This is a genomic window from Caballeronia sp. AZ10_KS36 (assembly GCF_023631105.1).
Lineage (GTDB): Bacteria > Pseudomonadota > Gammaproteobacteria > Burkholderiales > Burkholderiaceae > Caballeronia.
In genome coordinates, this window is sequence record NZ_JALQDQ010000025.1 from 33,902 (window position 1) to 46,819 (window position 12,918).

At 64.7% G+C, this 12,918-nt stretch carries 17 protein-coding genes; 10 read left to right on the plus strand and 7 right to left on the minus strand.

Going from position 1 to position 12,918, the window contains the following annotated elements; genetic code table 11:
- Positions 1–30: 30 nt before the first annotated feature.
- Positions 31–951 carry a DMT family transporter gene (locus tag NCR35_RS15520; protein WP_250535056.1) on the minus strand — a complete coding sequence of 307 codons (921 nt, stop codon included), beginning with the start codon at positions 949–951 and terminating at the stop codon, positions 31–33.
- 298 nt (positions 952–1,249) lie between these two features.
- Here NCR35_RS15520 and NCR35_RS15525 point away from each other — a divergent pair, with 298 nt between their 5' ends.
- Positions 1,250–1,474 (plus strand): hypothetical protein, encoded by a 225-nt coding sequence (locus NCR35_RS15525; protein WP_250535057.1) that lies wholly within the window; start codon positions 1,250–1,252, stop codon positions 1,472–1,474.
- Between the two features lie 18 nt (positions 1,475–1,492).
- On the opposite strand, the gene NCR35_RS15530 is transcribed toward NCR35_RS15525, so the two are convergent.
- Positions 1,493–1,948, minus strand: coding sequence for a hypothetical protein (locus tag NCR35_RS15530; protein ID WP_250535058.1), 456 nt, complete (start codon positions 1,946–1,948; stop codon positions 1,493–1,495).
- A 279-nt stretch (positions 1,949–2,227) separates the two neighbouring features.
- Between NCR35_RS15530 and NCR35_RS15535 the strand changes: the two genes are divergently transcribed.
- Positions 2,228–2,611, plus strand: a complete 384-nt coding sequence (locus NCR35_RS15535; protein ID WP_250535059.1) for a hypothetical protein — start codon at positions 2,228–2,230, stop codon at positions 2,609–2,611.
- 12 nt (positions 2,612–2,623) lie between these two features.
- Here the strand turns inward: NCR35_RS15535 and NCR35_RS15540 are convergent, their stop codons facing one another.
- Positions 2,624–2,791 carry a hypothetical protein gene (locus NCR35_RS15540; protein WP_175941958.1) on the minus strand — a complete coding sequence of 56 codons (168 nt, stop codon included), beginning with the start codon at positions 2,789–2,791 and terminating at the stop codon, positions 2,624–2,626.
- A 552-nt stretch (positions 2,792–3,343) separates the two neighbouring features.
- Here NCR35_RS15540 and NCR35_RS15545 point away from each other — a divergent pair.
- Together NCR35_RS15545 and NCR35_RS15550 are read left to right on the plus strand one after the other, a co-directional pair.
- Positions 3,344–4,084 carry an AraC family transcriptional regulator gene (locus tag NCR35_RS15545; RefSeq protein WP_250535440.1) on the plus strand — a complete coding sequence of 247 codons (741 nt, stop codon included), beginning with the start codon at positions 3,344–3,346 and terminating at the stop codon, positions 4,082–4,084.
- 362 nt (positions 4,085–4,446) lie between these two features.
- Entirely contained in the window at positions 4,447–4,860 is a 414-nt protein-coding gene (locus NCR35_RS15550) for a response regulator (RefSeq protein WP_175941956.1), read from the plus strand.
- A gap of 49 nt (positions 4,861–4,909) precedes the next feature.
- On the opposite strand, the gene NCR35_RS15555 is transcribed toward NCR35_RS15550, so the two are convergent.
- On the minus strand, positions 4,910–5,080 hold the full coding sequence (locus NCR35_RS15555; protein ID WP_175941955.1) for a hypothetical protein: 171 nt from the start codon (positions 5,078–5,080) through the stop codon (positions 4,910–4,912).
- 91 nt (positions 5,081–5,171) lie between these two features.
- On the opposite strand from NCR35_RS15555, the gene NCR35_RS15560 reads away from it, so the two are divergent.
- The 3 genes from NCR35_RS15560 to NCR35_RS15570 all read left to right on the plus strand — a co-directional run bounded on the left by NCR35_RS15560 (position 5,172) and on the right by NCR35_RS15570 (position 9,426).
- Positions 5,172–5,843 (plus strand): glutathione S-transferase family protein, encoded by a 672-nt coding sequence (locus NCR35_RS15560; protein WP_250535060.1) that lies wholly within the window; start codon positions 5,172–5,174, stop codon positions 5,841–5,843.
- 105 nt (positions 5,844–5,948) lie between these two features.
- Complete coding sequence (locus NCR35_RS15565) at positions 5,949–7,586, plus strand: ATP-binding domain-containing protein (RefSeq protein WP_250500579.1); 1,638 nt, start codon at positions 5,949–5,951, stop codon at positions 7,584–7,586.
- A gap of 19 nt (positions 7,587–7,605) precedes the next feature.
- Entirely contained in the window at positions 7,606–9,426 is a 1,821-nt protein-coding gene (locus tag NCR35_RS15570) for an ATP-binding response regulator (protein ID WP_250535061.1), read from the plus strand.
- A 3-nt stretch (positions 9,427–9,429) separates the two neighbouring features.
- Here NCR35_RS15570 and NCR35_RS15575 read toward each other — a convergent pair whose 3' ends face one another.
- Positions 9,430–10,284 carry a helix-turn-helix domain-containing protein gene (locus NCR35_RS15575; RefSeq protein ID WP_244849370.1) on the minus strand — a complete coding sequence of 285 codons (855 nt, stop codon included), beginning with the start codon at positions 10,282–10,284 and terminating at the stop codon, positions 9,430–9,432.
- Positions 10,285–10,532: 248 nt separating this feature from the next.
- Between NCR35_RS15575 and NCR35_RS15580 the strand changes: the two genes are divergently transcribed.
- A complete protein-coding gene (locus NCR35_RS15580; protein ID WP_250535062.1) occupies positions 10,533–11,042 on the plus strand; it encodes a DUF6622 family protein in 510 nt (169 codons plus the stop codon).
- A gap of 66 nt (positions 11,043–11,108) precedes the next feature.
- On the opposite strand, the gene NCR35_RS15585 is transcribed toward NCR35_RS15580, so the two are convergent.
- Together NCR35_RS15585 and NCR35_RS15590 are read right to left on the minus strand one after the other, a co-directional pair.
- Positions 11,109–11,312, minus strand: a complete 204-nt coding sequence (locus NCR35_RS15585) for a cold-shock protein (protein WP_175941946.1) — start codon at positions 11,310–11,312, stop codon at positions 11,109–11,111.
- Positions 11,313–11,382: 70 nt separating this feature from the next.
- Positions 11,383–11,628 carry a hypothetical protein gene (locus NCR35_RS15590; RefSeq protein WP_244849368.1) on the minus strand — a complete coding sequence of 82 codons (246 nt, stop codon included), beginning with the start codon at positions 11,626–11,628 and terminating at the stop codon, positions 11,383–11,385.
- A gap of 239 nt (positions 11,629–11,867) precedes the next feature.
- Here NCR35_RS15590 and NCR35_RS15595 point away from each other — a divergent pair, with 239 nt between their 5' ends.
- The gene (locus tag NCR35_RS15595) at positions 11,868–12,023 is read left to right on the plus strand and encodes a hypothetical protein (protein ID WP_250535063.1); all 156 of its coding nucleotides are present in this window, start codon (positions 11,868–11,870) and stop codon (positions 12,021–12,023) included.
- 110 nt (positions 12,024–12,133) lie between these two features.
- Positions 12,134–12,895 carry an SDR family NAD(P)-dependent oxidoreductase gene (locus NCR35_RS15600; RefSeq protein WP_250535064.1) on the plus strand — a complete coding sequence of 254 codons (762 nt, stop codon included), beginning with the start codon at positions 12,134–12,136 and terminating at the stop codon, positions 12,893–12,895.
- Positions 12,896–12,918: the final 23 nt, after the last annotated feature.

Genomic DNA, 12,918 nt, shown 5'->3' on the forward strand with positions numbered 1-12,918 from the left:
TATATAACTCGGCGCACGTCGGCTCGCCGCTTATTTGCGGCCGTGCATCAGCACCGTGCCGATTCCGCTCGCGGCGATCACGCACATGCCGGCCGTCATCCACGCGTCCGGCACCTGTCCGAACAGCAGCCAGCTAAAGCACGATGCGAACGCGAGCTGCGCGTACGAGAAGGGCATGAGCACGGCGAGCGGCGCGCGGCGTAACGCCTGAAGCATCAGCAATTGACCGCCGGTCGCCATCGTCGCCATGAACGCGACGAGCAGCCAGCTGCCGGCGCCGACGCGCGCAAGCTCAGGCAGCAGCTGCGCCTGATCGGCCCAAACGAGCGCGCACAGCACGACCGTTGCGACGAGCGCGGTCAGAAAGTTGGTCGTGATCGCGTCGTCCACGCGCGAGAGATGGCTCGATACCACCTGAAAGCACGCAAAGCTCGTGGCCGAACCGATCGGCAAGATCACCGACCAGGTGAAATCGCTGCCGCCCGGTCGCACGATCAACAACATGCCGACGAAACCGAGCACGACCATCGCCCACTTGCCGCGCGAGACGTGGTCCTTCAGGACGAGCGCGGCGAGCAGCGTCGAAATCAGCGGCGCGAGCATCGCAAGGGAAGTCGTGACGGGAAGCGGCAAGTAGCGAAGGGCGGCGAACGTGCATGCCGAGTTCGTCAGCAACAGCAGCGCGCGGACGATTTGCAGCTTGAGATTGCCGGTCTGGAAGGTGCGAAAGATGCCGAGCGCGCCGCGTCGCGCCTGCCAGACGCCGAGCACGATCATCTGAAACAGATAGCGCACCCACAGCAGCGCGATGACCGGGACCGCAGCGCCGATCAGCTTGACCGTGGAATCGCTTGCGGCGAAGGCGGCCGTGGTCAGTATCATGACCGCGATGCCGGCACCGGCGTTGTCCGCAGCCACCGCGTACCGTGCTTTGCCCTCTAAGGTCGCCATCGAGTGTTCGCCGGTTGGTCATCCGAGAATTAGACGGCGCTTTTAAGCCGTTGCTTCCATTCTGCGTACGTCGACAGAAGCTGGCAAGGCGACAGTCAGGTTCCGCGAGCGGTTGTTGTGCAGAGGTCACGGCACTAAAAAATGTACTGGACGGTTCACCCGGATTGATTTTGCGATCGCCTGCGCCTTGAGAAAAGCTGAACGCCGCACGCGATTATTTTGCGCGGAATGCTTTGCCGTCCACGGATTGCCGCCTACACTTAAAGTAATTTCTCAACGCTGCGGCGGGGAGACCACGATGAGAGCCAGACCAAGGGAAATGGTACGTCTGCTCGCAACCCTGCGGCGTTCGGCGCAATGCCGTGCGCTGCGCGCGGCGTCGGCACAGGAGGCGGTGCGGCTCGCAAAGCAGGAAGCGGAAGGGGAAGAGGCCGATGAGGCCGATGAGGCCGAGCGCGATTCGACGTCATCCGGCGAAGCCGGCGCGCCCGGCGTCGAGACCGCGCACCGGCGCATGCATTAGAGCCACGAACGCCGCGCTTCAGGCGCGGGCGTGGTTTCTGTAGGGAGAAAAACGCCAGTGGCCGGCCGGGTCCTTGACGGCAACCGCGCCGTGCTCGTGCAGCATGTCGCCGATCGCGCCCGGTTTGATATCGTCGGTCAGTCTGATGATCAGGAGCGTGCGCTCGCGGCAATCGTCGCTGGCTACGACGGGCGCGGGCGGCCGCGGCGCCAACGGCTCGCGCGGCGCGAAGCGGTTGTGGGCGCCGACCACGCCCTGATGTTCGCCATGCGCGACGTACTCGGCTTCGTCTTCTTCGTGCGACGGCATCGCGAGAGCCTCGAGTTGCGTGTCGCCGTGGCCCGCGCGATACAAATGCGCGTCGTCGCGCGAAAGTCCCGCCGTCTGGAGCGCGCGCAGCGCCTCGTGTCCGTCGCGATACGAGTCGAACACGCCTACGATTACCTGATTCGTCTGGTTTGCCGTCTGATGCATCGTCGCCCTCCGTCGGCCCGCGCACGCGCAGGCCGCCTGTTCGCGCGGTTGTCGCGGGCGGGCGTCGCTGACCGGGATCGAACGACGGCGCCTTGGCGACACATGCGCGTGTGTTGATCGTAATATGAAAGGAGCAACGTGTATTCCCGCACGGGTGCACGGCCGCGGAAGCTCTCGCGCGCATTTCGGCGGGTTGCGACCCCAACGCGGATCGCCTAAAGTGTCTACCTCTTTCCAGAATCCGCGTGCCGCCAGCGGCGCGCCCTTCGCGAGGCCCGAATGACGGCGAAAGCGTGCGCGTGGATCATCGTGCTGTGGGCAGCGGGAGCGGGACCGGCGTGGGCGGCGCAGTGTTACGCCGACGGCGACATCGTCACCCTGGAAGGCACGGTGACGCGCCAGGCCACGCATCAGACCGACGCGGCAGCAAAGCCGGCGTGGGTGCTGTCGCTGGCGAGTCCGGTCTGCGTCGTCAATGCGGGCGGCCGGCAGGGCGGACGGCAGCAGTCGACTGTGTCGGCAGTGCAGATCATCGACGCCGAGCCCGGCGAAAATGCGCGCGTTCAACTCACGGGCAAGCTGGTCACGGGCAACGTGAGCGCGTATTACGCGGTGCCAACGGCAATCTGGGTGCTCAAGCAGCGCGTGCTATCGGGGCAGTAGTAGGCAGGGCCGTCAGGCGGCTTTTGCGCGAGCCCGGCAGTATTGCGCGACGACCCATTGCAGCGGGCGTTCGTCGAGCTTGCGCTCTTCGGCGAACCGCATGATGGCGTCGAGTTGCTGGCCGCTGCAACGAAAGGCCTCGCGGCGCGGTACGGAATGTTTGTTGATGTGCTTGGTCATGGCAATCCCTTTTTGCTTGGTTCTCAACGGACCTTGGGACCTTCCCCGTAGGGCAGGCTGGCCGAACGGTGACCCGTCCGTGCGCCTGCTGCTTTCGTCATTAGGCCGGATCGCGGCGATCGAGACCGCCTGCTAGCGCACATAGTCACCGAAACACTTGACTTTCCGCAAAGCGTGGGCCTGAGGTCGCGCTTGACGCTGGCGCGCGTGAAAATTTTCAGTGCGCTCAGTCCGTTAGCACTTCACCAAGGCGACGAGGGATGCCGTCGCGGCATGCGGTGGCCGAGGCACGGGAGCAGGCGCGGGAGCAGGCGCGGGAGACCGCAAGAGGGGAACAAAGGCGCTCGCTCTAGCGCATCTTTCGAGCCGCGTCACCGAAAACATAGTGGGGAGAGCGCCAATATTGGCGTCGTTTTCGCGCCTCTATAATCGGCGCCATTCCGACTTGCGCGCCCGAACGCACCGATGAGCACGACCGCACCCCTTGCCGGCAGCGCCTCGCCTCGCGCGTTCGAGGACATCGCGTCGCCCCGAGCCTCCGCGTTGCAGGACATGCTCGCGCACTTCGCGCTGCTCGCGCCGGTGTTCGACGCGATGCCCGACATCGTGTTCTTCGTGAAAGACCGCGAAGCGCGTTACGCCATGGTCAACAGCACGCTCGCGCGGCGCTGCGGTCACAAGGACGACAAGACCGCGCTCATCGGCAAGACGGCCGAAGACGTGTTTCCGCGCCGCTTCGGGCGGATCTACACGGCGCAGGATCAGGCGATCATCGCGCAGGGCGTGCAACTGATCGATCAACTGGAGCTGCATCTTTATCCCGGACGCGAGCCCGGCTGGTGCATGACCTGCAAGCAGCCGCTGCACGATGCAGAAGGCCGTATCGTCGGGCTGGCCGGTATTTCGCGCGACTTGCAGGCGGCCGAAAGCACGCACCCCGCGTATAGCCGGCTCGCGGCCGTCGTGCAGCACATTCAGGAAAATTACGTGCACCCGCTCAATATGCGGGACCTCGCGAAAATGGCCGACATGTCCATCGCGCAACTCGAACGGTACTTCCACAAGGTCTTCCATCTGACGCCACGGCAAGTGCTGCTCAAGACACGGCTCGATGCCGCCACGGCGCTCTTGATGACGCACGACAAAGTGACGGATGTCGCCGCGCTCTGCGGCTACACGGACCACAGCGCCTTTACGCGCCAGTTCAAGGCGACAGTGGGCATCACGCCGACGGAATACCGCGCTTTGGTGCAGGCAAACGCGCCGCGCGTCGAGCAGTATGCGAATGTCTGACGGTAGAACCGGCGCGGCGCGTGACGGAATTACCAGCGGATGTGCCGTAACGGTGCACGCCGATTCTTCCGAAATGCGCGCAATGCGCCGTCCCACGGGGCTAAAACGTACGTCGGTCCGTTTTTTGCTCGATGAGAAATGCCGGGACACGGCGGCCGGGCAGCTTCACGCCGGCGGGTGCCCGGACACCGCGAGACGTTCAGCACCGGCGCACGCGCGGCGAAAAATACGGTGCGTCCGGAATTCCCGCTGCGATTCTCTGTCAATCGCCACGCAAGCGCGCGACGGTCGGCAGAGGATAGTGAAGCGGCGAGCCGTGGAGACCGTGCGCGAGAATTCCGTTTTAGGCAGTTGAAAAGAACATGATGAACGAAGTGGCAAGACTGGGGCATGCGCGGATCGTACTCATCGAAGACGATCCCGAAAGCAGGGAATCACTGCAGATGCTGCTGGAAGAAGAGGGGGCGCAAGTCGTCGCCGTGGCCGACGCCGAAGACGGCGCGGAAACCGCGACCCGTGTGCTTCCCGATGCGGTGATCTGCGATCTCGACCTTCCTGGAATGGACGGTTTCTATCTTATCCAACGTTTGCGCGACCACGAAATACGCGGGAATCTGCCGCCTTCGGTCGCCATCGCGCTCACTGGGCACGACGGCGACGAGTACCGATTACGCAGCATCGGCGAGGGCTTTCAGCACTTCATGACCAAGCCCGCGCACCCGGACGAACTCGTTACGCTGATTCAGGACGCGCTCAACGCGCGTGTCGTGACCTGAGACAGGAAGCGCCGCGCGCGATACGGCGCGGCGCTCGCCTTGCAGGACGCTACGAACGGTCGCGGTTGCGCGCCCGCGTGGCGCCCGTGATGACGGCGATTCCCAGCAGAATGACGGCCACGATGGCGATGGTATGTTGCGCCACGTGCATGGCGACGAGCGCCCACGACACGCCGCCGATCAGAATGAGCCAGCCCACGAGATAGATGATCAGGGTCATCGGGTTCTCCTTTTACTTGTCGGAATAGTCAGCGCTGCTGCGCGCCATTCGTCGCCTGCAAGACGCGTACCGTGCAGCACAACAAGAAGACATGCTCACCGTCCATCACCTGAACAACTCCCGGTCGCAACGGGTGCTGTGGATGCTCGAAGAACTCGGCGTCCCCTACGAGATCAGGCGTTACGAGCGCGATCCGCATACCATGCTCGCGCCGCCCGAACTGCGCGCCGTGCATCCGCTCGGCAAGTCGCCCGTCGTCACAGACGGCGCGCTCGTCGTCGCGGAGTCGGGCGCGATCATCGAATATCTGGTGGACCGCTACGGCGAAAGGCGATTCGCGCCGCCGCACGGGGCGGCGCCTGAGCGCGTGCGCTACAACTACTGGATGCATTACGCGGAAGGCTCGGCCATGCCGCCGCTCTTGCTCAAGCTCGTGGCGTCGCGAATTGGCAAGGCGAAGATGCCGTTCTTCGCGAGGCCCGTTGCACGGCGCATCGGCGAGACGTTGCAGCGCGGTTTCATCGACCCGCAACTGAAGCTGCATTTCGGCTATATCGAGAGCGAACTCGCGAAGTCGCCGTGGTTCGCGGGCGATACCTTCAGCGCCGCCGACGTTCAGATGAGCTTCCCGCTCGAAGCGGGCAGCCAGCGCGCGGGCGCGAAGGATTGGCCGCATATCCGCGCGTTTCTCGAACGCATTCACGCGCGGCCGGCTTATCGGCGCGCATTGGAGCGTGGCGGGCGGTACGACTACGCGGGCTAGGCGCCCGCGCAGAAAAGCCCCGCGCGTTGCGTACAATGAGGCGCACAAAGCGCCGCTCCCCAGCCGCGCGTTTCTTCGCAAGTCCCTCACGCTCAAAGGCAACGCATGGCCCGAATCGTTCCCGACGACTGGAAGAACCTCGAAGCGACCGGCGCCGCGGCGCGCGAACTGGAGACGCTCGCGCAACTCGAAAAGCTGCCCGACGACTACACGGTCTATCACGGCGTCCACTGGACGCGCATCAACGAAGGCTTCTCGGTTTTCGGCGAGGCGGATTTCGTCGTGGTCGCGCCGTCGGGTCGCGTGCTGATGATCGAGATGAAGGCCGGCTTCCTGCGCGAAACCGGCGCCGGGCTCGTCAAAGTCTATCTGCAAAAGGAGCGCAACGTTGCCATCCAGCTTGCCCGGACGCTGGAAAACCTGCACCGGCGCTTCACGGCGGCGTTCGGCGCGGGGACGTATCGCATCGAGGAACTGCTGTATTGCCCCGACTACACGGTGAAAGACGCGGCGATCGCAGGTGTGCCGCCGGGCCGTATCGTCGACGCAAGCCGCAAGGCGCAGCTTGCGCGCGTCGTGCTGGAGATCCTGCCGCCCGACGAGCCGCGCTTCGAAGCCGCCGCGCGCATCCACCATTTTCTGGCCGATGAACTCTCGCTCACGCCGGACACGAACGCGCTCGTCGGCGCGGCGAACACGCTCGTCACGCGGCTGTCGGGCGGACTCGCGACGTGGGCGCGGCGCCTCGAATTCGAGCCGTTCCGCCTGCGCGTGATCGCGACGGCGGGCGCGGGCAAGACGCAGCTCGCCGTGCGCGTGATGCGAGACGCGCTGGCCGCCGGCAAGAGCGTGCTGTATGTCTGCTTCAACCGGCCGCTCGCGGACCATATTCGCGCCATCGCGCCGAAAGACGCGAAGATCGCGAATTATCATCAACTGAGCGCAGCGGTTGCGCGCGATGCCGGCAGCCCGCCGGATTTCAGCCAGCCCAACGTCTTCGCGACGCTGGAGGAACGGTTCGCCGCCGTGCCCGTGCCGGAGCACTGGAAGACGGACGTGCTGATCGTCGACGAAGGCCAGGATTTTCAGGCCGCATGGGTCGAGGCGCTCGAACGGCTGCTCAAGCCCGATGCGGCGTGGTGGTGGCTCGAAGATCCGATGCAGAACCTCTATCTGCGCGAGCCGGTGCCGCTGCCCGGCTGGACCATTCTGCGCGAAACCACCAACTATCGCAGTCCGCGCGACTTGCTCGGCTTTATCCGCAAGATCGTCGGGCCGAATGTGCGGCTCGATGCGGGCAGTCCGTTCGACGGCTCGGACGTTACCGTCTCGACCTATGAGGACGGCCATCCGGACGAAGTCATCGAAGCCACGAAGCGCGCGATCACGCATGCGCTGTCGCTCGGCTTTCGCAAGCAGGACATCGCGGTGCTGTCGTTTCGCGGGCGCGAGGGTTCGGCGCTCACGGCCGTCGATCATCTCGGGCCGCACCGGCTGCGCGCGTTCACCGGAACATACGATCTCTTCGGCAATCCTGAATATCGCGAGGGCGACGTGCTGCTGGAGTCGATCTATCGCTTCAAGGGGCAATCCGCGCCGTGCGTGATCCTGACCGAAGTCGACTTCGACACGCTCGACGATCAGGCTGCGCGCAAAGTGTTCGTCGGCGCGACGCGGGCGACGATGAAGCTCATCGTGGTCGCCTCCGAACGCGCGACGCACGCGATGGAAGCGTTGCGCTAGGCCGCGCCGCAGTCGTCTCATGCCATTCACGCAGAACCGGCGTCCGTGGCTGCGCCGCCTTTGGTACGCGGCGCTGATCGCGCTGGCGGTCGCTCCGCCGCTCGGGGCGGTCGGCTACATGCTGTACTCCGGCCTGCTCGCCCGGCAGCCGCATGGCATGGTGGTGCCCTACGAAGGCTTGTATTGGGACGCCGCGCAGTTCCAGATTGCCTACGAGCGCTTCGAGAGCCAGGTGCTGCTGTTCCGCAGCGGCATCGACGAAGATGCCGGCGCGGTCCGCGATTCCTATGCCCGGCTGCGGGCGCGGCTCGACATCGTGTCCGACGCCACGCGCACGCCCGAAGGCCACGACGCCATGCACAACCGGCAGCAGGAAATCTTGCGCCAGCTGCATACGGCGCTCGATTCCATCGAAGGCGACGTCAACCGGCTGACGGTCAGGCAAAGCCGCGCGCTGCGGGTCCTCGGCGTGCTGCGGCAAAACGCGCCCGCCGTCGCGGAACTGGCCACCGGCAGGCGGCTGATGGACGCCGCTGAGCGCGAGAACGTCGTGCGCGACTTCGAGGCCAAGCGCCGCTATCTGCTTTATGGCGGCATTCTGCTCGGCTTGCTATCGGCGGCGGCGACATCGCTGCTATTGCTCAACGGCTATCGGCGCGCGCGGCTGATCGAGCAGCAACGCGCCGCGCTGTCAGCCGAGCATCAGGCGACCCGGGCGGCGCGTGAAACGGCTGTCGCGAAAGACACGTTCCTCGGCATGATCAGCCACGAACTGCGCACGCCGCTGCACGCAATCGTCTCGTCCATCGAACTGCTCGGGCTGAATCTGCGCGGCGAGGCGGATCGCAAGATCATTCAGCGGCTGGAAACCGGCGCGCGTCATCTCGAAGCGCAGATGCGCGACCTGACCGACTACGCGCGCCTCGGCGCCGGCAAGCTCGAACTGCGCCTCGCCGCGTTCGATCCCGCCGAACTGCTCGATTCCATCGTCGATGCAAACCTGCCCGCCGCGTCCGCGAAGGGCCTGGAGTTGCGCGGCGAATACAGCGGCGCGCGCGGGCTGCTGGAATCGGACCCGCATCGCGTGCGCCAGATCGTCACGAATCTCGTCACCAACGCGATCAAATACACGGACGCCGGGTCCATCGACGTGCGCTTCATGCGCGACAAGGCGCGTCTCGATATCTCCGTGACCGACACGGGGCCCGGCATCGCGCGGGAACAACTGCCGCTCATCTTCGAGGAATTCACTCAGCTCGATTCGTCGAGCACGCGGCGTTTCGACGGCGCGGGGATGGGGCTCGCGGTCGTGCGAGGCCTGGTCGATCTGCTCGGCGGCACCATCGACGTGTCGAGCGAAGTCGGTCAGGGCGCGGCGTTTCGCGTGAGCTTGCCGGCGGCGTCCGTCGACGAGATGCCCGAGCGCCGCGACGACGCCGCCGAAGCGTCCGGCTTGCGCAAATCGCGCGTGCTGGTGATAGACGACCACGAGTCGATCCGCGACTCGCTGATGGAGATGCTGACGCTCCTGGGCTACTGGGCCGTGGGCATGCCGGACGTCGACAGCGCGCTCGCGTGGCTGCGCGCCAACGACGCGGACGTGATCCTGCTCGACCTGCACATGCCCGGCAAGGACGGCTACTCGTTCGCCAACGAATACCGCTCGCGGATCGCGCCGGGCGCGAGCGTGCCGATCATCGCGGTGAGCGCGTACGTGCCCGAACTCGTCGATCCGACCGCGACGGTGCTTTTCTTCGACTATCTGCTCAAGCCGGTGCGCTTCGAGGTGCTGAAGGCGGCCGTGCATCGCGCGGCGACGGCGCGGCGGCGCGCTGCCTGAGGCTTAGCTCCGCAACAGCCGCTTCGACAGGTCGGCCACCAGAATGCCGAGCCGCGCTGGCTTCTCGAAGCACGCGACGTTGTAATCGCGAATGATCTGGCTGATTTCCGATTCGCTCGCCTTGCCGGTCGTGAGCTCGCCGGTGAGCACGAAGATCGGCGCGTCCGGGTTGTCGGACTCGCGCACCGCCTGTATCGCGCCCGCCGACGTGTGCGCGCCGAACAGCCAGTCGATCACCACGGCGTCGAAGACTTGCGACTGCAGCGCCTCCAGAAACGCGTCGAGGCCGTAGAAGGCCATCGCGGTGAAGCCGGTCATCTCCAGATAGTCGTGCAGGTTGTCGGCCGACGCGTGATCGTCGTCGACGACCGCGATCACGGGCTTCTCGGTATCCGCGCGGCGCGGCTGGATTTCGATCTTGTGGACGTCGCTGGCCTGCTGCAACAGCACGCCCTCGTGGCGCGTGACGATCCAGCGGCCGTTCACTTTCTGCGCAATGAAATCGGGCCGGCTGCCCGCGTCCAGTGCATCGCCGATCCACGCGGTGCATGGAATCTCGACCGAGCCGAGCTTCAACACGGCGTCGTGCGCGGTGCCTTCGGTGTCGTCGGGGCGCGTATCGATGCTGTCGAAAAGCTGGAGCGCGGGCTCGTCGAAGGCGTCCGCGACGCGGCGAATCTGCGCGAGCGTCCACGGGCTATTGCCGCGCAGCTTGCGATGCCCTTGCGAAAAGCTCAGATCGAGGATGCGGCACAGTTCGGCCGTCTGCTGACGCTTGCCGATGCCGTGACGGCTCATCAGCTCGCGCACGCGCTCGGCGACGGCGAGCGATTCCAGTGAAGAGGTTTCAGAGACCATGCCTGCCAGGCGGATGCGGGAAAAGCTGCGAACGCGCAGCGAACCGCCCATTGTAAAGGGCAGCGGTCGGCGTGCTCGAAATCGAAACGATGAAGCAGCCGCCAATGTTCAGCATAGGAATGAAAACCTGCCGGTCAATCAATCTTTACAATGTAAAAATTCATTGACGTCCAGGTCACTCGGAACCACAATGTTTCCAGCGTAAAGATTCATCTTGTGACTTTCGAACGGTTCAACGGAGAACGATCATGTCCTTGCAAGCTATCTTGGCCGGTACGCCGGCGTGGGTCTGGGTGTTGTTGGCGGTGCTCGTTTCGCGCGGCCTCAAAGCGATGAAAGGCGGCACGGCGCCGCTCTCGAAACTCGCGGTCGTGCCGGCGATCTTCGCCGCGTGGGGCTTGCTGCATGTCGTCACGGGGCCGGACGCCGGCTGGGAACCGGCGGCGACGTGGCTGATCGGCGGGGCAATCGGCAGCGGCATCGGCGCGATGTTGGCGAAGAACAGCGCCATCGCCGTGGACCGCGTGCGGCGCACCGTCACCGTGCCCGGCTCCGTCGTGCCGATGCTGCTCATCCTCGCGACATTCGCGTCGAAATTTTTCATCGGCTTCGAACTGGCGACGGGCGCTGGCGTCGAGTCGACGTGGGCCGTGCTCAATGCGCTGATTTCGGGCCTGGTCGCGGGAATCTTTGCGGGCCGTTTTCTGATCTACTGGCTGGCGTTGCGGCCGGCGGCGGCTGTGTTCGAACGCGTCTGATGGTCCAAAGAAAATAGCCGTGAAGCCGATGCAACGGCTTCACGGCTTTCGCGTCCGAGCTCGCGCTTACTGCGGCTGGATGTTCGCGGCTTGCAGGCCCTTGGGACCCTGGCGCACCTCGAACAGCACCTTCTGATTTTCTTGCAGCGACTTGTAGCCGTCCGCCCGGATTTCCGAGAAATGCGCGAACACGTCAGGGCTGCCGTCGTCCGGCTTGATGAACCCGAAGCCCTTCGTGTCGTTGAACCATTTCACAGTGCCAGTTGCCATTATTTCCTCTTCTTTTGCAGCGTTGAGCGAGACCAAATCTCGCTTGGGTCAGTAATCGTTAAAGGCGTCTTCACGCGAACGCGGCTTCGGCGGGGATTTCGTCGAGCAGCGTGGAAAGTTGGCCCTCGGTCTCGCGGCCGCTGAATTCACGCAGCGTCGCGAGCAGCGTGCGCCACGGCGCGGGCCAGCGCGTTTCGCGCACGCAGCGGCCAGTCGCGTCGGTAATGCGCAACAGCGTGGTGTCGGGGTAGTAGGTGAGGGTGACGGGCATTCCGTCGAGAACGCAAGTAGCGGTACAAGGCTTCGGTGTGAACATGCTTTTTTTGTTGGATAAGTGGTCGTCGGTGCGCGCGGCGCGCGCCTGGTCGGTCGACGGTGCAGAGCGTTTAGCAACCTATGTGCCTGCTAGCCGGCGGGTGGCGCGAAAAGCCAGTTCCATCGTCCGAGTTCGAAAACGCGTTTCAAGATACTAAACGGCGAATGCTTCAGTTTCGTGTTCAGTTCACCCACGTTCACTGGATAAACTGCTTCGCACTTAGTTCGAGGGATCTCATCATGTTCGTCGCTGCCTTGTTGCTTTGTCCGGTCGGAGTCGCCGCGCTTTTCGCCTTCGCCCTGTATGCCGAAAAGGTGTTTAATCGCGGCAGCAGCCAGAAGGCGCCCGCGCCCGTGCGTTCCGAGACGCGGCGGCCGGGTTCTCACCGCGACTGACGCTCGCACGGCGCGCGATCCGGTTTCGTTATCGAACGATCGCTCATTCGGATTGTTCCGTTATCGCTGGCCGACTATAGTGCTATCGACAACACAACTGGAGACAAGGCATGAATCGGATCGATCTGGCGGAACGCACCGTGGTCATCACCGGCGGCGCGCGGGGCATCGGCCTCGCGGTCGCGGAGCGGGCGCTGGCTTCGGGCGCGAACGTCGCGCTGTGGGATGTCGACGCGGAGCGGCTTCAGCGCACGCGCGCCGAACTCGCGTCCAAGCACGAAGCGCGCACCGTCAGCGAGTCGGTCGTCGAACTGACCGATGAAGCGTCCGTCGATGCCGCCGTGCAATCGACGCTCGCCGCGCACGGCAAGATCGACGTGCTCGTGAACAACGCGGGCATCACCGGCGGCAACGGTCCGACGTGGGAACTGGCGCCGGACGTGTGGCGCCGCGTGATCGACGTGAATCTGATCGGGCCGTATCTCACTTGCCGCGCCGTCGTGCCGCACATGCTGAAAAACGGCTGTGGCCGCATCGTCAATGTCGCGTCGATCGCGGGCAAGGAAGGCAATCCGAACGCGTCGCACTACAGCGCGTCGAAGGCCGGACTGATCGGGCTCACGAAGTCGCTCGGCAAGGAGCTCGCGGGCAAGAACATTCTCGTGAATGCCGTCACGCCCGCCGCCGCGAAAACCGAAATCTTCGATTCGATGTCGCAGCAGCACATCGACTACATGCTCTCCAAGATACCGATGAACCGCTTCCTCATGCCGGAAGAAGCCGCGTCGCTCATTCTGTGGCTCTCGTCCGAGGACTGCGCGTTCAGCACGGGCGCGGTGTTCGACCTGTCGGGCGGACGCGCGACGTACTGAGCGCGCGCTTCGCTGGGGAGACA